Source organism: Clostridioides sp. LIBA-6622 (assembly GCF_056716095.1).
The window spans coordinates 969,643-990,338 of the sequence record NZ_CP196998.1; the positions used below are offsets into that span (position 1 = coordinate 969,643).

Here is a 20,696-nt window from a genome sequence, read left to right on the forward strand (position 1 = left end):
AGTTGGGATTGAAATGAAATTTGAAACACTAGGAAGACATATACTAGTAGAATATTATAATTGTGATGAGAATGTACTTAAAGACCCACATCTCATAGAAAATTTTATGAATGATTCAGCATTAAATGCAAAAGCTACAATCGTTGATTCTGTATTTCACCATTTTAATCCTTGGGGGGTTTCAGGTGCTGTTATAATTGCAGAATCTCATTTAACAATACATACTTGGCCTGAATATGGTTATGCAGCAGCAGATTTTTTTACTTGTGGTGATATAGACCCATGGAAAAGTTTTGAATTGTTAGAACAGCTTTTAAAATCAGAAAGAAGTGAGTCTACAGAAATTCCAAGAGGTTTGACTACAAAAATAAAAAAATATTCAAAAAAAGATTTAGGGAAAATTACTCATAAGCCAGAAGCAGTATAAATACAGAATATATAAGAGAAAGTGAGGATTATTATATGGAGCTTTGGTATACAGAAGAATGGACAGAAAATGTAAGGTTTTCTATAAAAGTAAATAAACATTTATTTGAAGGGAAGTCTCAATTTCAGAGAATAGATGTATTTGATAGTGATGAATTTGGAAAGTTTCTAACAATAGATGGGTTAATGATGGTAACAGATAAAGATGAATTTATATACCATGAGATGATAACCCATGTTCCTATGTCTACAAATTTAAACATAAAAAAAGTATTAGTAATAGGTGGGGGTGATGGTGGAACAGTAAGAGAATTAAGCCGTTATCCTCAAATAGAGAAGATTGATATGGTTGAAATCGATAAAATGGTTGTAGATGTATCTAAAGAGTATATGGATATATGTTCATGTAAATTAGATGATGAAAGAGTAAATTTATATTTTGAAGACGGCGTTAATTTTGTTAAGTGTGCTTCTGATAAATCTTATGATTTGATAATAGTAGATTCAACTGACCCAATAGGACCAGGAGAAGGTCTTTTTTCGACTGATTTTTATAGAGACTGTTATAGAATACTAACTGATGATGGAATCTTAGTAAATCAAAGTGAAAGTCCTTATTTTGATTTTAATGCTAGGGAAATGAAAAGAGCTAATAAGAAGTTAAAAGAGATATTTCCAATATCTGAAGTCTATCAAGCTCATATACCAACATATCCATCTGGTCATTGGTTGTTTGGTTTTGCTTCGAAAAAATTTAGTCCAATAAAAAATCAGGATAAGGATGGATGGGAAGATTTAAATTTAAAAACTAAATATTATAATAGTAATATACATTTAGGTTCATTTATGTTACCTCAATATGTAAAGGAGATGTTAGATGAACAATAATTTCTATCATATGAACACTTTTATGAGTATGGACAAAAATTATGAAGAATCTAATCTTATAGTGTTTGGTGTTGGATTTGATGGAACTACTTCTAATAGACCAGGAGCTAGATTTGCAAGTAGTTCTATGAGAAAAGAATTTTATGGTCTTGAGACATATAGTCCCTTTTTAGATTTGGATTTAGAAGATTACAATATATGTGATTATGGAGATTTAGAAATCAGTGTTGGGAGTACAGAACAGGTATTGGAAGAAATATATATAGAAACATCTAAGATTGTTAGAGATTCAAAGGTTCCATTTATGATTGGAGGAGAGCATTTAGTTACACTACCAGCTTTTAAAGCAGTGTATGAAAAGCATAATGATATATATGTAATTCATTTTGATGCGCATACAGATTTGAGAGAAGAATATAATAATAGCAAAAATTCTCATGCAACAGTAATTAAAAGGGTATGGGATATTGTAGGAGATAATAAAATATTTCAATTTGGTATAAGGTCTGGGACAAAAGCAGAATTTAAGTTTGCTATAGAACAAAAGCACACATACATGGAAATGGGAGGAATAAATACTTTTGAAAATATAATTACGATGCTAAATGGAAAGAATATTTATCTAACTATAGATTTAGATGTATTAGATGCGTCTGTATTTCCAGGAACAGGTACACCAGAACCTGGTGGTATAAATTATAGAGAATTTCAAGAAGTTTTTAGAATTATAAAAAACTCTAATATAAATATAGTTGGTTGTGATATTGTGGAGTTAAGTCCTGATTATGATACTACCGGCATATCAACAGTTATAGCCTGTAAAGTCTTGAGAGAGTTATGTTTAATAATATCTGATAAAATTAAATAGAGTAGTTTCTGATAATAATATCTTATAATATAAGAAGTTACTTTAAAAAAGCTGTTTTGAGTTGTCTTTTTTAAAGTAACTTTTTGTTTTTGTAATGTCTAAAAGCATAATGAACAACAAAAAAGAGCCTACTATAGCTCCTTTTCTAAAATATATATATTTAAATTAAATAATTATATTCTATTTACGTTTTCAGCTTGAGGTCCTCTATTACCTTGAGTTATATCAAAGCTAACCTTTTCGCCTTCTTCTAAAGTTTTGTATCCATCATTTTGTATAGCTGAGAAATGTACGAAAACATCGTCTTCTCCCTCTACAGATATGAATCCAAATCCTTTTTCATTGTTAAACCATTTTACTATTCCGTTTTTCATTATAAGAAAACCTCCGCTTTATTAAAAAATACAAACTAAAAAAATAAGTCTGTTCTATTAATATAGCATAAATTTTAAGTAAAAGCAAATGAAATTTTTAAAAAGATTAATTAATTTTGGAATTTAAGGAAAATTGTTAAATCATATAATAGCAAATAGCATAAAATTATGAACATAAAAAATGAATTTAATATCAAAAAATGTAACAAAAAGGAATGGGAATAAAAAGTAAAATTAAAAATTATAATAAAAAAAATTATATATTCGATTAAAAATTCAAAATAAAAATAGTGAAATTTCAGAAATATCAATATTATTATATAATAAAATAGAAAAATACTATATATATTCGATAAAATAAAATTTAAACATATAATATTTTATGTATATATTAATAAAAGGAAATATTGTGTTATAATAGTATCGTATAAAATCATTTACGGGGGTGGTATTAAAATGTTTCAATTTGAAACACAAATACACAAATTAAGACATGATGTTTTAACGGCAATAGCTAGGCTTGGAAAAGAAGATAACCTTACAAGAGAAGCAATGGATAATATTCAATATGAAATAATAAAAGGTGAGAAACCTACATACAGATGTTGTGTTTATAAAGAGAGAGCCATAATATCTGAGAGAGTAAATGTAAGTATGGGTTTAGAACCAGGTCAAGATAAAATAGATTTAGATACGATGGATATAGGAGAAGATGAACAAATTATATATATTTTGGAGGCTGCATGTGATAGTTGTCCAATAAATGAATTTACAGTAACTGATATTTGTAGAGGATGCCTAGCACATAGATGTAAAGAAGCTTGTAAATTTGGTGCTATAACACATGTTGGAGGAATGGCTTATATAAATCATGAATTATGTAAGGCTTGTGGAATGTGTAAAAAAGCTTGTCAATATGATGCCATCTCAGAGGTTGTTAGACCATGCAAGAGTGTATGCCCAACTAATGCCTTAGGATTTGATAGAGAGAATATGAAAGCTATGATACATGAAGATAAGTGTTTAAACTGTGGTGCATGTATGTCAGCCTGCCCATTTGGAGCAATATCTGATAAGAGTTTGATAGCTCCTGTAGCAAGACAATTAGTTCAAAATGAAAAAATGTATGCAGTAGTAGCCCCTGCTATAACAGGTCAAGTTGAGGCAAATGTTACATATGGTCAAATAAAGAATGCTATAAAATCATTAGGATTTGTTGATGTACTAGAAGCTGCTTGTGGAGCAGATGCAGTTACAGTTCATGAAAGTTTAGAGTTTGCTGAAAGAATGGAAAAAGGAGAACCTTTTATGACAAATTCTTGTTGCCCAGGATTTGTTGGTTACATAGAAAAGACATTCCCAAATCATGTAGGAAAAATATCATCTACAGTATCTCCTATGATAGCTAGTGGAAGATTTATAAAAAGTTATGAGCCAGATGCTAAGGTTGTATTTATAGGACCATGTACAGCTAAAAAGAGTGAGGCAGCCAAGAAAGAATTGAAGGGTGCAGTGGATTATGTACTGACTTTTGAAGAAATAATGGCATTATTTGAGGCATTTGATATAGACTTAGCTAAGTGTTCAAATGAAGATATAGATGACGCATCAATATTTGGAAGAGGTTTTGGAGCTGCTGGAGGTCTTACAAAAGCTATAGAGAATTATCTTGCTGAAAAAGGTATAGGTGTTAACTTTGAACCTGTAAAGATTTCTGGTTCAAGAGAAATAAAGAAAACTATGACTATGGCTAATTTAGGAAAATTAGAAGGTAATTTTATAGAGGGAATGATGTGTGAAGGTGGATGTATAAACGGTTCTGGTAAGTTCTTATCAGGCGCAAAGGTTAAAGCCACTTTTGATAGAAAAAATTCTCAATCAACTAAGAAGAGTGTCTTAGCAAATACTAAGATAAAAGATTTTAGTAATATAAATTTAGAAAAATAAAAAGGATATAAAATACATATTGTATAGGGTTGTTCTAAGTTGCAGTTTGACTTTTGGACAACTCTATTTTTATTTATATTTTTGATTATTTAGTAATTTAAAATAAAAATTACATATATAATATTTTGTATATAACTTAACAAAGTATACACCTGTGTTATAATAATTTATGGAAATAAATGAAAATACAATGTATATAATAGTAGAAATATAGCAAAAAAGATGTGAATTATAGGGAGGATTACTTATGTTTGAGTTTGAAACGCAACTAAAAAGGTTGAAGCATGAAGTTTTAACAGCAGTAGCAAGATTATCAATTGAAGAAAATTTAACAAAAGAAAATATAGAAAAAATTCCATATGAAATAATCAAAGGAGAAAAGGCAAGATATAGATGTTGTGTTTATAAGGAGAGAGAGGTAGTTCTTGAAAGAGCACAACTTGCATTAAGTTTAACACCAAATAGTAAATATGGAGATATAAATCCAGATTTAGTAAATTTAGATATAGATGAGCAAATTATATATATAGTGGAAGCAGCCTGTGATAGATGTCCAATAAATGAATTTACAGTTACAGAACTTTGTAGAGGTTGTCTAGCACATAGATGTAAAGAAGCATGTAAATTTGGGGCAATTTCTTACATAAATGGAAGAGCATATATAAATCATGATTTATGTAAAGCTTGTGGAATGTGCAAAAGTTCCTGTCAATATGATGCTATATCTGAAGTTATAAGACCTTGCAAGAGCGTCTGTCCAACAGGGGCATTGGATTTTAATAGAAATACTATGAAAGCTATGATACATGAAGATAATTGTATAAATTGTGGAGCATGTATGTCAGCATGTCCATTTGGAGCAATATCTGACAAAAGCTTGATAGCACCTGTTGCGAAAAAACTTGCAAAAAAGGAAAAAATGTATGCAGTAGTAGCTCCAGCTATAACAGGTCAAATTGATAGTAATATTACATATGGACAGTTAAAAAATGCTATAAAGTCATTGGGATTTGTGGATATGATAGAAGCTTCTTGTGGGGCGGATGCAGTTACAGTTCATGAAAGTAATGAATTTATTGAGAGAATAAAATCTGGAGATGATTACATGACAAATTCATGTTGCCCTGGATTTTTTAAGTACATAGAGAAGATGTATCCAGATGAAAAAGATAAAATATCATCTACAGTATCTCCTATGGTAGCAACAGGAAGATTGGTAAAAAAATTTGATTCTGATGCTAAAATTGTATTTATAGGTCCATGTACAGCCAAGAAGAGTGAAGCAACAGATGAATGTCTAAAAGATGCAGTAGACTATGTGCTTACCTTTGAAGAGTTAATGGCATTGTTTGAATCATTTAATATAGATTTATCAAAATGTTCAAATGAAGATATAAATGATGGGTCAATTTTTGGAAGAGGATTTGGAGCATCTGGAGGTCTAACTAAATCAATACAAAACTATATTGCTGAGAAGGGAATTAGTTTTGATTTTGAGCCTATAAAAGTATCTGGTCCAAGACAAATTAAAAAGACAATGACAATGGCTAAATTGGGTAGATTAGAGGGTAACTTTATAGAAGGAATGATGTGTGAAGAAGGATGTATTAATGGAGCTGGTAAGTTTTTATCAGGTGCGAAAGCTAAGAATACCTTTGATAGAAAAAATGGACAATCGACTAAAAAGAGTGTTTTATCTAATGATAAAATTAAAGAATTTGAAGATGTGACTTTAGAAAGATAGACTTAATTTTTATAAAAAGAACGGGGCTGTTGCACTAGAAAATAGTGCTACGCCCTTTTTTGTACAAAAAAGCAAATCCCAAGTTCAAAAGAACTTGAGATTCTTGTATAATATAATTCAGTTTACAAACTTTCTTGAAAATAATAAAGAGATTTCAAAGAACACTCTATTTATTGATGGTACAAAGATAGAGTCATCTTCCAATAGATATACTAAAAAAGTATTCTAAATTTATTATTTATAATAAAATATTATCTGAAAAAATGCTATTTTTATACCTTTATTTATCATGCATAATTTTACTTAGAACATAAACTTTATTTATAATAAACGTACACCTTAAACATTTGATTTAATTTCCAGTACAGGATTTTTTAATAATTGCTCAAAATCATCCTGTGGCATTGGCTTTGCATAAAAATATCCTTGTGCTAAATAACATCCAATTTCTTTTAGTATCCTCACTTGTTCTATACTTTCTACCCCTTCACATATAACTTTCATATTTAATTCTTTTGCTATATTTACCACCCCACACACAACAGCTTGTTCACGACTACCATGCATTCCTGTTTGTATAAATGTACGGTCTAACTTAATTATATCAATAGAAAATTGTTGTAATAAACCAAGAGATGAATATCCAGAACCAAAATCATCTATAGAAATAGGAAATCCTGATTCTTTTAGTTGATTAAAATGACTCGAAATCTGATTAAGATTTTCAATAAAAATGCTTTCTGTGACTTCTATTTCAAGGTATTTATGAGGTATTTTATATGAATCTGCTATTTCTATCAATCTTTCTGAGAAACCCTCATTATTAAAATGAATTCTGGAAAAATTACAAGATACTGGACTAATATTTAATCCTAAATCCATCCATCTCTTTAACATTTTGCAAACTTCCTCATAGATATAAAAGTCAATTTCTACCACAAATCCGTTTTTTTCAAAATAAGGAATGAATTCTCCAGGACTTATTATACCTTTATCTGGATAATTCCATCTTACTAGTGCTTCACTTCCTACCAATCTATTTGTATTCATGTCTACCTTTGGTTGAAAGTATGGAATAAACTCTCCATGTTCTAATGCTATTTGCATCCTATCTGTTAAGTTTCTTTGGTGTAATCCTTCCTCTCTCATAGCCATATCATAAAGCACAATACAACTTCTGTGTGTTATTTCTGTATTTCTTCTCGCATAATTTGCTAGGTCAAGCATGAGAGATATATCATGTTTTTCAACTTCATTTACTATGTATACGCCAAATACAAGAATAAGTTGGTAAGCTTTTCTCATTTTTTCTATCCAATCATTTAGTTGAGTGTCAATCTTAAAGAGACGTTCTTTTAAGCAATCCCAACTATTGTATTTTAATAACATAACAAATTGGTCTGCAGAAACGCGAGCACAAGATTCTTCAGAAGAGACAGTGTTTTGTAAAACTTTAGCTAATGCACAAAGTATTTCATCTCCTTCTGAAAATCCTAAAGTATCATTAATCATTCGAAATTGTTTTATATCTAAATAAACAATCACATATAAACCACCTTCTGCATTTCTTAAACTCTCAATAGCTTCTTTAGAAAATTTATTTAAATTCCAAATTCCTGTAAGACTATCTCGGTATAACAAACTCTCGATACGCTTGTTATTTTTTGACTTTAATAAAAGCAGAAAACTCAAAAGTATAATAATAATAACTGATATTATAATAATTCCTCCAATAATTGCCATCGGATGCTGATGAATAATATCTTGCCAAGTTATATCATATTGATCTATTGTATTTTTTAAAATTATTCTGTCCATTTCTTCTGTTGACATATATTGAATACATTTATCTAGTATAGAAAACAACCTTGAATCTGCAGAATCAGAAATACCAATACTTATTTCTTCTGCATAGTTTGTCAAAGTTGAAACAGAAAATTTTTCATAACGAGAATTGGATAATAGATAATCTGCAATATAAGTATTTACATAAACAGCATCAACTTTATTCTTTAATACAGCATCAAAACATTCTTTTGGAGAATTATAATATTCTATGGTTCTATCCAGTTTCCCATCTTTAGTAATATTTTCTCCAATCAAAGAACCATTTACAGCTGCCACTTTTTTAATTTCATTTTCTTTTTCTCCACTAACTAAAACTACTGGAGCATGCAAATAATACTGTGTTGTTCTTATATTGTTTTTTTTGTTATTGATATAATCATTTTCCATACCACAAACTACAGATATGCTAGAATCTTTTGATAATTGAAGTGCTTCATTATAATTCTTTGCAGAAACAAATCTAAATTTCAAACCAGTGTTATTTGTAATTGCCTTGAATAAATCAGCAACCACACCAGAAAACTCTCCTGTTTTAGAATCACTATATTCTAGTGGAATCTTTGTAACATCATAAACAGCTGAAATTTCACCAGATTGTTGTATATATTCTTGCTCATCTTTTGTAAATACTGGCTTCTGAGCAGTACTTATAGAAAAATACTTATTGTATAATTTTGTTTCATAACTAGAGTTCCTAAGTGTCAATGTATTCAAAGCAGAATTTAGTTGAGATAATAAATCTGGCTTATGGTTTGAAACCACAGTGTAAAGTGGCTCTGGAGAAAATTGTGCTACACTTTTAAATGTACTAGTCCGACCAAGATGTGTTATAGCAACACCATCTAAGTTTCCATTTTCTAAATCTCTTAACAAATCATTTGTTTCTTTATAAGATACAATTTGAACTTTAAAATCATTTGTTTTACAATATTTTTTAAAGTTTTCAGCATCTTTACTATTACTAATAACACCTACTTTCATATCTTGAAAAGAATCAAAATCCTCATAATCATAACGAGTATCATCCACTCTTACATTTAAAGTTGTATAAATATTACACATTGGCAGTGTTGGAAAAAGCATTTCTTTTGTACGCTCTTTTGTATAATAGACACTAGGAAGAACATCTATCTCACCTGATTTTAACATTTCAAAAGCATTTTCCCAACTTTTACAATCTACTATTTCATATTTCCAGTTAGTGTATTTATTAATTTCCTGCAAATATTCAAAATTAAACCCTATATACTCACCATTTTCATTTCGACTCATATAATCACCATCATCATAATATCCGACTTTAATTGGAACCTTATCTGAAGCAGAGTCAAGTTCTATTGGAAAAGAAAGAAAAATCATACAAACAATCAGAATCAGTTGAAAGGTTTTTAACTTCAAAATTTTGTCCCCCTCCCTCTTAATAGCTATATTATATCATTTTCAATAGAAAAATAGAATATACTGCCAACTGTTTAACTTTCAGAATATTTCTCGAATTTCAAAAGTTGTATAGGGGTTACTTTATTTCCTCTAATTCGAGAATAAGTCTTATATAATTTTTCTAACTTCATCTCCTCAATAATTTGACTTAATAACCTTACAGAATCATCTTTTGGAATCATATAATCCATATTTAGTGGTAATTTAAATTGATAATTATCACAATAAGTAGCATAATTAATTTGTATAGTATTTTGTTTTTTAATACAAGTATTATACAAGAATCCCAAGCTCTTTTGAACTTGGGATTTACTTTTTTGTATAAAAAAGGGAGTAACGCTATTTTCTAGCGTGACAACCCCCGTTTTTTTAATGCCACAAATATGCCTAGAATTTGCCCTGTTTATATGTGTATTTTACTAAGTCAGGATTGTTATACTATAAATATGTAATAAATAAAATTTATAGGAGATTTTGGATGAAGAGAATAATATTAAGAGACATCATGTTTTTTGTTACTACATTGTCTGTAATTGCAATATTATTGATTGTAGTAAATATAACTACTAATGGTAAGATAAAATCAACAAGTGAATCTTATTTAAAGAGTGAAAAAAATAGTGTAAGTCAAAATAATATTCAAGGCAACACAAAAAATACTGCATTTAAGACTACTATACTAAACACTGGAAAATCAGACTGTATATTAATTGAGATAGGCGATAAAGTTGTAATGATTGATACAGGAGAAGATAAAAATGGAGAACAAATAGTTGATAAATTAAAGGAAAAAGGAGTAAATACACTTGATTATTTGATTTTAACTCATTTAGATAAGGACCATATAGGTGGAGTCGATAGTGTGCTATCTAGTGTCAAAGTAAAGAATCTGATACAAGCAAATTATGAGAAAGACAGTAAACAGTATGATGAGTATACAGATTCACTTAAACAAGCTGGTGTAGAACCAGTAGTACTGAAGGAAAAGATGAATCTTGAAATCAATAATGCAAAAATAAGCATACAACCAGCTTCAAAAAGTGATTATGAAAGTTCGAATGATTATTCAATAATGACTAGTATAAGTTATGGAGAACACAGGTTTTTGTTTGCAGGAGATGCAGAGGAAAAAAGGTTGGCAGAGTTTATAAGTGAAAATACCTTAAAATATGATTTTGTTAAAATTCCTCATCATGGAAGGTATGACAAATTAACTGAAGCATTTTTAGAGTCTATTACCCCAGAATATGCTGTTATTACTTGTTCAGATAAAAAAGCTCCTGATGAAGATGTATTAAAAATATTAGAAAAACTGAATGTAAAAACATTTTTGACTTCTGATGGAGATGTAGTCATCAATAGTGATAGCAAGACATTGAGTGTTAGACAATAATTTTTTTTAGAAAATCTTTGAAAAAATTTAAAAAAATCATTAGCAAATATTACCCCTTAAACATAGTATATTTTAGGAGCTGAAACTCCACATACAAAATAACTAGGAGGTAACATATTATGTTGGATAGATTTTTTGGTGAAGGCGGATTTGGCGGATGTGCTTGGTGGATAATAATATTATTCTTCTTATTCTTAGCATTCCAAGACTGTTGGGCTGAGATGGACTTATGTGCATGGATACCTTTCTTAATAGTATTATTAATACTTTGTGAATGCGGTGACGTTTTTGATGGAGGATGTGGATGCTAGAAAAATCAATTTAGATGGTTTAACAAAGCTTATGGTGGGTATAAGTAAAATACCAAACCAATCACAATCTAGTGTTTGAAGGTAGTCGGAAATCCCCCGCTACCTTCTTTTTTTTAATGTTCAAAATCTATTTTTGAATTATTTCATTTACATATAATAATTTTTACTATAAAGTCTGATATAATTAAAAAGAAAATAAACTTTATTTATAGGAGATGTAAAAATGGCTATAGTGGATAAGATTTTCAATGAGATAAAACTTATGGTCGCAAGACTTTTATTAGGAAAGAAATACAGTGAATATGAAGAAAAAGATTTAGTGTATAATACAGAAGAAGAAGTTATACTTATTACCTTGAAACGTCTAGTTTTTCAAGGAAAGGTGAATGAAGCAGAAGAGATTTTATTTGATAAAGCTAACACTGTAAATACTGAAAATATGCAGTATATAGCAATAGAATTTTATACTATGCTTATGGAAAAAACTGATGAAGAATTAGAAGCTATGAACTTTTCTAAAAAAGAAGTCTATCAAGGAATAGAAGATATTAGAAAAGTATTGAACTTGGAGTAAAAGATATATGAGAATATTGAAATAAATTAATGCTAAGGTGAGAATATTATATTTAAACATATAAAATATAATATTCTTATTTTATTAGTTATATGAGTATATCTAATTTACCATAAAACTATCTTGAAAAAAATTAATCTTAATTGTATAATATTACTTTGAGTGAAAAAGTATTAACATTTTTTTATAAGATGTTTTACTAAAAAAATATATATAAATATACTGTTATCAATAAGAAATTTAATTTAGTGAGGTGTTAAGATGAAAGTAGGATTTGACCACAAAAAATATTTAGAAGAGCAGTCTAAATATATCTTAGAAAGAGTAAATAATTTTGACAAGCTTTATTTAGAGTTTGGAGGAAAATTGATGGGAGACCTTCATGCAAAAAGAGTACTTCCAGGATTTGATGAAAATGCAAAAATAAAAGTATTACAACATATGAAAGAGAAAGTTGAAGTTGTAATTTGTGTATATGCAGGAGATATAGAAAGAAATAAAATAAGAGGAGACTTTGGTATCACTTATGATATGGAAGTTTTAAGGTTAATAGATGATTTAAGAGGTTATGAGTTAGATGTAAATAGTGTAGTAATTACTAGATTTGAAGGACAACCTGCCACAACTGTATTTATAAATAAATTAGAACGTAGAGGAATTAAAGTTTATAAGCATTATCCTACAAAAGGATATCCATCAGATGTTGAGACTATAGTTAGTGATGAAGGATATGGAGCAAATGAGTATATAGAAACTACGAAACCAATAGTAGTAGTAACAGCACCAGGTCCTAATAGTGGAAAACTTGGTACTTGTTTAAGTCAATTATATCATGAAAATAAAAGAGGAAATGTAGTTGGATATTCTAAGTTTGAGACATTCCCCGTTTGGAATGTACCTGTGAAGCATCCTTTAAATATAGCTTATGAAGCAGCTACAGTTGATTTAAAAGATGTAAATATGATAGACTCATTCCATCTTGAAACTTATGGCGAAATGTCAGTAAACTACAATAGAGATTTAGAGTTATTCCCAGTACTTAAGAAAATAATAGAGAAGATAACTGGAAAAGAATCAATTTTCCAATCTCCAACTGATATGGGTGTTAATAGAGTTGGATTTGGAATAATAGATGATGAAGTAATAAGAAGAGCTTCAATAGAAGAAATAATAAGAAGATACTTTAAAACTGCCTGTGAATATAAAAAAGGACAAGTTGATAAAGGTGCTTATGATAGAATGAAAATGATTATGGAAGAACTTAACTTAAAACCAGAAGATAGAAAAGTTGTCTTACCTGCTAGAAATTACAGCAATAAATTAAAAGAAAATGCTGATAAGAATGATACTTGCCCTGTAGTAGCATTAGAGCTAGAAGATGGTACAATATTAACTGGTAAGGGTTCTGATTTAATGAATGGGACAGCAGCAGCAGTATTAAATGCAATTAAACATTTAGCTAATATATCTGATGATATGCACTTAATATCACCTGTAATATTGGAGCCTATTATAAATTTAAAAACAAAAACTTTAGCTAGTAGAAATGTTTCACTTAGTTGCCAAGAGGTTTTAACTGCGCTTAGTATTTGTGCTGTAACTAATCCAACTGCACAATTTGCTATGGAAAAATTGGCATTATTAAAAGGGTGTCAAGCTCATTCTACTACTATACTAAATAGAGATGACGAACAAACATTTAGAAAACTTGGTATAGATGTAACTTGTGACCCAGAATATCCTTCACAAAATCTTTACTACAGTTAAAATTATATAAAAAAATATGGGCTGTTTTAAAGTAATAGTTTGAGCAGTCCATTACAATTATAATAAAATCAGTAGGCTGTCTTGCATAAGGCAGTCTTTTGTTTTTAAAACATCCCATTTAAATTAATATATATACTGTTATCCATAAGGAATTTTGAATTTAGTTCCTTGGAATACCTATTGTAAAGCTTTTATATAGTTTTTGCAAGTGTTTTTAAGGATTTTTTATAAATTATATTAAATTAGTTGATTATAAGATGTTTTATATATGGAAAATATCAACATATGAAGAGAATTAAAAAAAAGAGCATAAAGAAACATAAGTTTGTTATAATTAAAAGGTAATCTAAATAAACTAAATCTGTTATATATTTTAAAAGGTGATAAGGATGGAACTTCATAGAAAAATAATTCATATAGATATGGATGCTTTTTATGCGTCTATAGAGCAAAGAGATAATAAAAAATTAAAAGGAAGACCTGTTATTGTTGGAGGAAATCCACAAAGTAGAGGTGTAGTTGCAACTTGTTCTTATGAAGCTAGAAAATTTGGCATACATTCGGCTATGCCATCAGCTATAGCTTATAATAGGTGTCCCTATGCAGTTTTTGTAAGACCTAGATTTGAGGTGTATAAGAGTGTATCAAGTCAAATAAGAGATATATTTTATAGATATACCGATTTAGTTGAACCGTTGTCTTTAGATGAAGCTTACTTAGATGTAACAAAAAATAAAAAAAATATTGATTCATCAATTGAGATAGCAAAGCAAATAAAAAGAGATATATTTAGAGAAGTTGGTCTTACTTCTTCAGCTGGAGTGTCATACAATAAGTTTTTAGCTAAAATTGCATCGGACTTAAAAAAGCCTAATGGTTTGACTGTAATAAATGAAAAAAATGCCCAAGAACTTTTAGATAAATTACCTGTAAATAAATTTTTTGGTGTTGGAAAAGTTACTTCAAATACCCTTAACAATTTAGGTATAAAAACAGGATATGATTTAAGGTGCTTAAATTTATTTGAACTTGAAAATATATTCAAGAAAAAAGGTTATGAATTGTATAAATTTGCAAGAGGGATAGATGATAGACCTGTAGAGCCAAATAGAGTTAGAAAATCTGTTGGGGCAGAGACTACATTAAGTCATAATTTGGATATTGACGAAGAAGAAACACGCAACATTCTTGATGAACTTTGTGAAGAGGTATGTCATAGATTAAAAAGCTCTGAGAAATTTGGAAAGACACTTACACTAAAAATTAAATATGAGGATTTTACAAAGATAACTAGAAGCCTTAGCTTAGACCATTATATTGATGAATATAATGATATAAGAAGTGGTGTAGACAATTTATTAAGAAATGTTGAGATGAATAGAAAACAAATAAGGCTATTAGGAGTTACAATATCTAACCTAAGTGATAAAAAAGAAACCTACAAAGATATTACTTTATTTGAGTACATGGATAGTATTCAACTATAGTTTTTATTTAAATAAAATAACACTAGTCTCAATGCTATATAAATGATACTAGTGTTATTTTGTGGATATTATTATTTTTTGTTTTTTGGTATTATACATTGTATACTATATATAGATACTTTATATTTGTAGCAATATTCAGACAAAAATTGACCTAAAAGACCTACTTGGTTTACATAAAGAGAATAGTATGATATAATTATAAAAACAACTTATAATATTAGCGGAGGTTGCTTGTTAATAAAGGGGATGATAGATTATGATAGAAATAAGAAATGTAACCAAAAAGATAGGAAACAATGTTATATTAGATGATATTTCTCTAGTTGTAGAAACAGGTACATTGGTGGTTTTGATTGGTTCAAGTGGTTGTGGGAAGACTACAACTTTGAAGCTTATAAACAAATTGATAAAACCTACATCTGGTGAAATATATATTAATGGCAAACCAATTTCTCAAGAAAATGAAATAGAGCTTCGAAGAAAAATAGGATATGTTATACAGAACACAGGCCTATTTCCTCACCTTACAATAAAAGAAAATATAGAGTTAATTCCACGCCTAAAAAAGGAAAAATCCATTGAAGAAATTGAGAAAAGAACATTACAACTACTAGAGATGGTAGGTCTTAATAGTGATGACTTTTTAAATAAGTATCCTTCAGAACTTAGTGGTGGTCAGCAACAAAGAATTGGTGTTGCAAGAGCTATTGCGACTGATGCTGAAATAATATTAATGGATGAGCCTTTTAGTGCCTTGGACCCAATAACAAGAACATCTTTACAAGAGCAATTATTTTCTCTTCAAGATGAATTGAAAAAAACTATAATATTTGTAACTCATGATATGGATGAGGCTTTAAAGATAGCTGATAAAATTTGTATTATGAAGGATGGGAGAGTAGCACAATATGATACTCCAGAAAATATACTTAGAAAACCAGCAAATGATTTTGTAAAAGATTTTATTGGAGAAGATAGAGTTTGGGATAATCCAGAATATATAAAAGCAAGGGATATTATGATAAAAAATCCTATTGCTGTTACTTCAACGAGAACTGTAACTCAAGGGATAGAAATTATGAGAACAAGTAAGGTTGACAGTTTACTAATTATAGACAGAGCTAAAACATTAAAAGGTATTGTTACAGTAAAGGATATGAAAGATATTAATGACAAATCAATATTACTTGCTGACATTATGTCAAAAGAGCCTTTACATGTAAATGAAGGAGATAATTTAGTTGAGATACTGAATGTAATGAACCATAATTCGGTTGGATATATTCCAGTTATTTCTGATGAAAATAAACTTGTGGGGCTAATTACTAGAAGTAGTTTACTTTCTGTTTTAAGTGAACAATTCCTAGAAATGGAGGTGAGTGTCCTTGGATAATTTTTTTAACTTTATACTATTACAAAAGGATAAGATTATAGAACTTTTAATACAACATATGAGTTTAACTGTTACATCTATTTTGATAGCTATAATAGTTGGAGTTCCTCTTGGAATAATTATTTCAAGAATCTCATCTCTTAGAAAAATCATACTTGGATTTGTAAACTTAGTCCAAGCAGTTCCGTCTATGGCACTTTTGGGTCTTCTTGTACCCATACTTGGGATAGGAAGTAAACCAGCCATATTTATGGTAGTAGTCTATTCATTACTACCAATTGTAAAAAATACGTATATAGGTATAACTAGTATTGACCCAGTAGTATTAGAATCTGCTAAAGGTATTGGTCTTACAAGAAATCAGACCTTATTTAAAATACAATTTCCTTTAGCACTACCTATAATAATGGGTGGAGTTAGAATTTCTGCAGTTACAGCTGTTGGTCTAATGACTCTTGCTGCATTTATAGGCGCAGGTGGTCTAGGTTATTTAGTATTTTCAGGTGTTCAAACTGTAAACAATAATATGATTTTAGCAGGAGCAATTCCATCATGTATAATTGCACTACTAGTTGATTATTTATTTAGTAAAATTGAAATCGCAGTTACTCCAAAAGGATTAAATCCAAAAGCACCAAAGAAAAACTATATAGCACTTAAAGTAATATCTGTTGTAGTTGTTGTTTCAATGTTGTTTGTTGTTTTTAGTTCAAGTTTTTCAAGTAAGAAAGATACAATAACTATTGGTTCTAAAGATTATACAGAACAACTTATACTTGGTAATGTCTATGCAGAATTAATAGAAAAAAATACAAATCTTAATGTTAAGAAAAATTTAAATCTAGGTGGTTCATCTGTTGCATTTAATGCAATTAAGTCTGGAGAACTAGATATGTATGTAGATTATACAGGTACACTTTTGGTAAATGTTATGAAACATACTCCAATTAAAGATGCTGATGAAGCATATAAGGTTGTAAAAGACACTATGGAAAAAGAAAATCAGTTAACTTTACTTGACCCTCTTGGATTTAATAATACTTATACATTAGCAATGATGCCTAAAACTGCTGAAAAGTATGGAATAAATACTATTTCCGATTTGACTAAATATAGTAAAGACTTTACTTTCTCACCAACTTTAGAATTTGAAAATAGACAGGATGGTTTTATAGGAATTTCTAAAGATTATGGCTTGAATTTTAAAGATGTAAAAGCTATGAATGGAAGTTTAAGATATACAGCATTAGGTAATAATGAATCTCAGGTTATAGATGCATTCTTAACTGATGGTCTTATTAAAAAGTTCAATCTTAAGATATTAGAAGACGATAAGAACTTCTTTGTACCATATTATGCAGCTCCATTAGTAAGAGAAGATACTTTAAAGAAATATCCAGAGTTAGAAAAAGTGATGAATATGCTTTCAGGTAAAATAAATGAAAAAACTATGAGAGAACTTAACTATCAAGTTGATGAGCTTGGTAAATCACCAGAAGATGTTGCTCATTCATTCTTAGTTAAAGAAGGTTTAGTATAAAAAATTAATAGTTCCTATCAAAAATTTAAGTTATAGATGATATTTTATATATTATCTATAACTTATTTTTATGTATATCAAAGCTACAATTTAACTTTTTATTTAGAATTAAGTTTCAAATTGAATGAACAAGTACAACCAATTTTGAATATAAATATAGTAAATGTGATTATATACAATTTTCTTGTCTAGTTAATTAATATTGATACATAGTCTTTTTTCGATTAAATCGAAGGGAGGAGGTAGATTATTATGGATAATTATAAGAAAGTGAAGCAAGTATTATGGATAATTTTATTTGCTAATTTTGCAGTAGCTTTATTAAAAATCATTATTGGTAATCAAATCAAAAGTTATAGTATGACAGCTGATGGATTCCATTCTCTATCAGATGGAGCATCAAATATAGTAGGGCTAATAGGAATTTTCTTTGCATCTAAGCCAAAAGATAAAAATCATCCTTATGGACATAAAAAATTTGAAATTATAACCAGCTTATTCATTAGTGGTATGTTGTTTGTTATAGCAATTAAGATAATTCTTAGTGCAGTATCGAGAATATCCAATCCAATTACACCTTCTATAACTATAGAAAGTCTAATTGCTTTAGTAATTACACTTTTTATAAATATTTTTGTCTGTATGTATGAATATAGGATTGGAACTAAACTGAATAGCTATGTCTTGATTTCAGATTCATTGCATACAAGAAGTGATATTTTTGTATCATTAGGAGTATTGATTACTTTAATTGGTGTAAAATTAGGATTTCCAGTGATAATAGAATCTATAGTGCCTATTATAATCTCTGCATTTATAATTTACTCAGCTTATGGAATATTTAGGCCATCTATTGGAATTTTAGTGGATAGTGTAGCTGTAGATGAGGATTATATAAGAGAAATTGTGTTTGAATTTAATGAAGTAAGAGATGTTCACAATATCAGAAGTAGAGGAAGTAAAAGCTCTATTTATATTGATATGCATGTTATGGTAGACCCTTTTATAAGTATAGAGCAATCTCATGATTTAACACATAAAATTGAGAAACAAATCCAAGAAGAGATTAATGAAAATGCTCAAGTAATAGTTCATATTGAACCTTTTTATAGCTTTTAATTTGGCTATAAAATGTCAATTGTAAAAATTTATAATTTATAAAAAAAATATTATACCATAAATAATTTATAAAAAATATTTATGGTATAATATTTTTTATAAAGAAAAGAAGTCTTAATATATCTAAGGAGGAATTTATGATGAGATACGTTGAATATGGGAAGACGGGGAAATTGGTTTCAATAGTTGGCTATGGTGGCTTAAGATTTGATTTGGAGAAAAGCAATCAAGAAAATGCTGATTTAGTTAAATATGCATATGAAAAAGGTATTAATTATTTTGATACAGCACCAGGCTATTGTGATGACAGAAGTGAAGATATATTTGGACTGGCTTTTAGACAAATGATAAAGGAAGGTAAAACGGATTTTTATGTATCAACTAAAGAAAAACCAAAAGTGTGTGATACATCAGAAAAAGCAATAGCTGCTGTAAAAAAATCAATAGAGCGATTAGGCGTATCGAAAATAAATTTTTATCATGTATGGAATATTAGAAAGATGGAGCATTATGAACTAGCTATGAGACCTGGAGGACAATATGAAGGATTATTAAAATGCAAAGAAGAAGGATTGATAGACCATATAGTATTTTCATCACATCAGCCAGGAGACGAAGTTATAGAGATTCTTGATGAAAATAAATTTGAAGGTGTAACTATGGGAATCAATATATTAAACTTTCCATATAGGCTAAAAGGTGCTAAATATGCTGTTGATAATGGATATGGTGTTGTAGCTATGAATCCATTAAGTGGTGGAACTATTCCAAAATACAATAAAGAACTTTCTTTTTTAGCTAAAGATGATGAAAGCACTATAGAAGCAGCCTTAAGATTCAATATAGGAATTCCACAAATAAGCGTATCTTTAATAGGATTTAATAAAAAGCAAGATATAGATGATGCATGTAAGATTGCAGATAAAAATAGAATTTATTCAGATGAAGACATACATGACATTGAAACTAGATTAAATCAAAATATGAATGAAATATGTACAGGATGTGGGTATTGTAAAGTATGTCCAAAAGGTATTAATACTCCAGCTTATATGCTTTTTTATAATGAAAAGCAGATGTTTAAAAAGAGTGATGAAGAGATGACAAAGTTAGTTTATGGATTAGGACATTGGAATTATACAATGAATAGTGATGCAAAAGCAGAAGAATGTATATCTTGCGGAAAATGTGAAGTTGAATGTACTCAGCATTTACCTATAATTAATAGATTAAAAGAAATTAAAAAATGGGAAGAAGATGGAGTTAATAATGTTACAGTGTAATTAATTTATATTATGTTAGAAAATTATTAGTAGTATTTTAAAATATAATTTTGATATTTAAGGAGACAAGCCATAATATTGTCTCCTTAAATTATGTTTTTGTATCTTATAAATAGATACTATATATATAGCATTTACTTAAATATAGCATTAATAAAGTGAATATTGTGGTTGTAAATAAAGGCTTATTCAATTAAAATAAAACAAGTAAGGATATTATAAAGGTAACTATTAAAATTGAAGGAATAAATTATAGGTAGTAACAAATCCTATATAATGAATGGATGGTGA

The 20,696-nt window shown here is 28.7% G+C and carries 17 protein-coding genes; 14 read left to right on the plus strand and 3 right to left on the minus strand.

Annotation, left to right across the window (positions count from 1 at the left end; all coding sequences use genetic code 11):
- Window positions 1-13: 13 nt before the first annotated feature.
- From speD to speB, 3 genes are read left to right on the plus strand one after another with little or no spacing between them, the layout of a single operon-like run.
- On the plus strand, window positions 14-427 hold the full coding sequence (gene speD, locus ACTG47_RS04740; RefSeq protein ID WP_054269513.1) for an adenosylmethionine decarboxylase: 414 nt from the start codon (window positions 14-16) through the stop codon (window positions 425-427).
- Between the two features lie 35 nt (window positions 428-462).
- Window positions 463-1,314, plus strand: a complete 852-nt coding sequence (gene speE, locus ACTG47_RS04745; RefSeq protein WP_479926305.1) for a polyamine aminopropyltransferase — start codon at window positions 463-465, stop codon at window positions 1,312-1,314.
- Window positions 1,304-2,182 (plus strand): agmatinase, encoded by an 879-nt coding sequence (gene speB, locus ACTG47_RS04750; RefSeq protein ID WP_479926306.1) that lies wholly within the window; start codon window positions 1,304-1,306, stop codon window positions 2,180-2,182. The genes speE and speB overlap by 11 nt, the downstream gene beginning before the upstream one ends.
- Window positions 2,183-2,355: 173 nt before the next feature.
- Here speB and ACTG47_RS04755 read toward each other — a convergent pair whose 3' ends face one another.
- On the minus strand, window positions 2,356-2,556 hold the full coding sequence (locus ACTG47_RS04755; RefSeq protein ID WP_003418660.1) for a cold-shock protein: 201 nt from the start codon (window positions 2,554-2,556) through the stop codon (window positions 2,356-2,358).
- Between the two features lie 456 nt (window positions 2,557-3,012).
- Here ACTG47_RS04755 and ACTG47_RS04760 point away from each other — a divergent pair, with 456 nt between their 5' ends.
- Window positions 3,013-4,503: a 4Fe-4S dicluster domain-containing protein gene (locus ACTG47_RS04760; protein WP_479926307.1), complete on the plus strand. Its 1,491-nt coding sequence runs from the start codon at window positions 3,013-3,015 to the stop codon at window positions 4,501-4,503.
- Window positions 4,504-4,750: 247 nt separating this feature from the next.
- The gene (locus ACTG47_RS04765) at window positions 4,751-6,247 is read left to right on the plus strand and encodes a 4Fe-4S dicluster domain-containing protein (protein ID WP_479926308.1); all 1,497 of its coding nucleotides are present in this window, start codon (window positions 4,751-4,753) and stop codon (window positions 6,245-6,247) included.
- Between the two features lie 339 nt (window positions 6,248-6,586).
- Here ACTG47_RS04765 and ACTG47_RS04770 read toward each other — a convergent pair whose 3' ends face one another.
- Together ACTG47_RS04770 and ACTG47_RS04775 are read right to left on the minus strand one after the other, a co-directional pair.
- Window positions 6,587-9,493 carry an EAL domain-containing protein gene (locus ACTG47_RS04770; RefSeq protein WP_479926309.1) on the minus strand — a complete coding sequence of 969 codons (2,907 nt, stop codon included), beginning with the start codon at window positions 9,491-9,493 and terminating at the stop codon, window positions 6,587-6,589.
- A gap of 74 nt (window positions 9,494-9,567) precedes the next feature.
- Window positions 9,568-9,726, minus strand: a complete 159-nt coding sequence (locus ACTG47_RS04775; RefSeq protein WP_479926310.1) for a hypothetical protein — start codon at window positions 9,724-9,726, stop codon at window positions 9,568-9,570.
- A 287-nt stretch (window positions 9,727-10,013) separates the two neighbouring features.
- Here ACTG47_RS04775 and blaAHM point away from each other — a divergent pair, with 287 nt between their 5' ends.
- The 9 genes from blaAHM (at window position 10,014) to ACTG47_RS04820 (ending at window position 20,405) form a co-directional block, all read left to right on the plus strand.
- Window positions 10,014-10,928, plus strand: coding sequence for an AHM family subclass B3-like metallo-beta-lactamase (gene blaAHM / locus ACTG47_RS04780; protein WP_479926311.1), 915 nt, complete (start codon window positions 10,014-10,016; stop codon window positions 10,926-10,928).
- 119 nt (window positions 10,929-11,047) lie between these two features.
- Window positions 11,048-11,239, plus strand: a complete 192-nt coding sequence (locus tag ACTG47_RS04785) for a hypothetical protein (RefSeq protein WP_021383686.1) — start codon at window positions 11,048-11,050, stop codon at window positions 11,237-11,239.
- A gap of 223 nt (window positions 11,240-11,462) precedes the next feature.
- Entirely contained in the window at window positions 11,463-11,813 is a 351-nt protein-coding gene (locus ACTG47_RS04790) for a DUF6483 family protein (RefSeq protein WP_479926312.1), read from the plus strand.
- 261 nt (window positions 11,814-12,074) lie between these two features.
- Entirely contained in the window at window positions 12,075-13,580 is a 1,506-nt protein-coding gene (locus tag ACTG47_RS04795) for a DUF1846 domain-containing protein (RefSeq protein ID WP_169469501.1), read from the plus strand.
- Between the two features lie 389 nt (window positions 13,581-13,969).
- On the plus strand, window positions 13,970-15,067 hold the full coding sequence (dinB, locus tag ACTG47_RS04800; protein ID WP_479926313.1) for a DNA polymerase IV: 1,098 nt from the start codon (window positions 13,970-13,972) through the stop codon (window positions 15,065-15,067).
- 259 nt (window positions 15,068-15,326) lie between these two features.
- Window positions 15,327-16,463 carry an ABC transporter ATP-binding protein gene (locus ACTG47_RS04805; protein WP_479926314.1) on the plus strand — a complete coding sequence of 379 codons (1,137 nt, stop codon included), beginning with the start codon at window positions 15,327-15,329 and terminating at the stop codon, window positions 16,461-16,463.
- Window positions 16,456-18,003 (plus strand): ABC transporter permease/substrate-binding protein, encoded by a 1,548-nt coding sequence (locus ACTG47_RS04810; RefSeq protein ID WP_479926315.1) that lies wholly within the window; start codon window positions 16,456-16,458, stop codon window positions 18,001-18,003. The genes ACTG47_RS04805 and ACTG47_RS04810 overlap by 8 nt, the downstream gene beginning before the upstream one ends.
- Window positions 18,004-18,255: 252 nt before the next feature.
- Complete coding sequence (locus tag ACTG47_RS04815; RefSeq protein ID WP_479926316.1) at window positions 18,256-19,122, plus strand: cation diffusion facilitator family transporter; 867 nt, start codon at window positions 18,256-18,258, stop codon at window positions 19,120-19,122.
- Window positions 19,123-19,262: 140 nt separating this feature from the next.
- Window positions 19,263-20,405, plus strand: coding sequence for an aldo/keto reductase (locus tag ACTG47_RS04820; RefSeq protein WP_479927066.1), 1,143 nt, complete (start codon window positions 19,263-19,265; stop codon window positions 20,403-20,405).
- Window positions 20,406-20,696: the final 291 nt, after the last annotated feature.

What these genes read in the sequence shown, in the direction of transcription:
- speD (WP_054269513.1), top strand. Translation starts at nt 14, where the DNA reads ATGAAATTTGAAACACTAGGAAGACATATACTAGTAGAATATTATAAT.
- speE (WP_479926305.1), top strand. Translation starts at nt 463, where the DNA reads ATGGAGCTTTGGTATACAGAAGAATGGACAGAAAATGTAAGGTTTTCT.
- speB (WP_479926306.1), top strand. Translation starts at nt 1,304, where the DNA reads ATGAACAATAATTTCTATCATATGAACACTTTTATGAGTATGGACAAA.
- ACTG47_RS04755 (WP_003418660.1), bottom strand. Translation starts at nt 2,556, where the DNA reads ATGAAAAACGGAATAGTAAAATGGTTTAACAATGAAAAAGGATTTGGA.
- ACTG47_RS04760 (WP_479926307.1), top strand. Translation starts at nt 3,013, where the DNA reads ATGTTTCAATTTGAAACACAAATACACAAATTAAGACATGATGTTTTA.
- ACTG47_RS04765 (WP_479926308.1), top strand. Translation starts at nt 4,751, where the DNA reads ATGTTTGAGTTTGAAACGCAACTAAAAAGGTTGAAGCATGAAGTTTTA.
- ACTG47_RS04775 (WP_479926310.1), bottom strand. Translation starts at nt 9,726, where the DNA reads ATGGATTATATGATTCCAAAAGATGATTCTGTAAGGTTATTAAGTCAA.
- blaAHM (WP_479926311.1), top strand. Translation starts at nt 10,014, where the DNA reads ATGAAGAGAATAATATTAAGAGACATCATGTTTTTTGTTACTACATTG.
- ACTG47_RS04785 (WP_021383686.1), top strand. Translation starts at nt 11,048, where the DNA reads ATGTTGGATAGATTTTTTGGTGAAGGCGGATTTGGCGGATGTGCTTGG.
- ACTG47_RS04790 (WP_479926312.1), top strand. Translation starts at nt 11,463, where the DNA reads ATGGCTATAGTGGATAAGATTTTCAATGAGATAAAACTTATGGTCGCA.
- ACTG47_RS04795 (WP_169469501.1), top strand. Translation starts at nt 12,075, where the DNA reads ATGAAAGTAGGATTTGACCACAAAAAATATTTAGAAGAGCAGTCTAAA.
- dinB (WP_479926313.1), top strand. Translation starts at nt 13,970, where the DNA reads ATGGAACTTCATAGAAAAATAATTCATATAGATATGGATGCTTTTTAT.
- ACTG47_RS04805 (WP_479926314.1), top strand. Translation starts at nt 15,327, where the DNA reads ATGATAGAAATAAGAAATGTAACCAAAAAGATAGGAAACAATGTTATA.
- ACTG47_RS04815 (WP_479926316.1), top strand. Translation starts at nt 18,256, where the DNA reads ATGGATAATTATAAGAAAGTGAAGCAAGTATTATGGATAATTTTATTT.
- ACTG47_RS04820 (WP_479927066.1), top strand. Translation starts at nt 19,263, where the DNA reads ATGAGATACGTTGAATATGGGAAGACGGGGAAATTGGTTTCAATAGTT.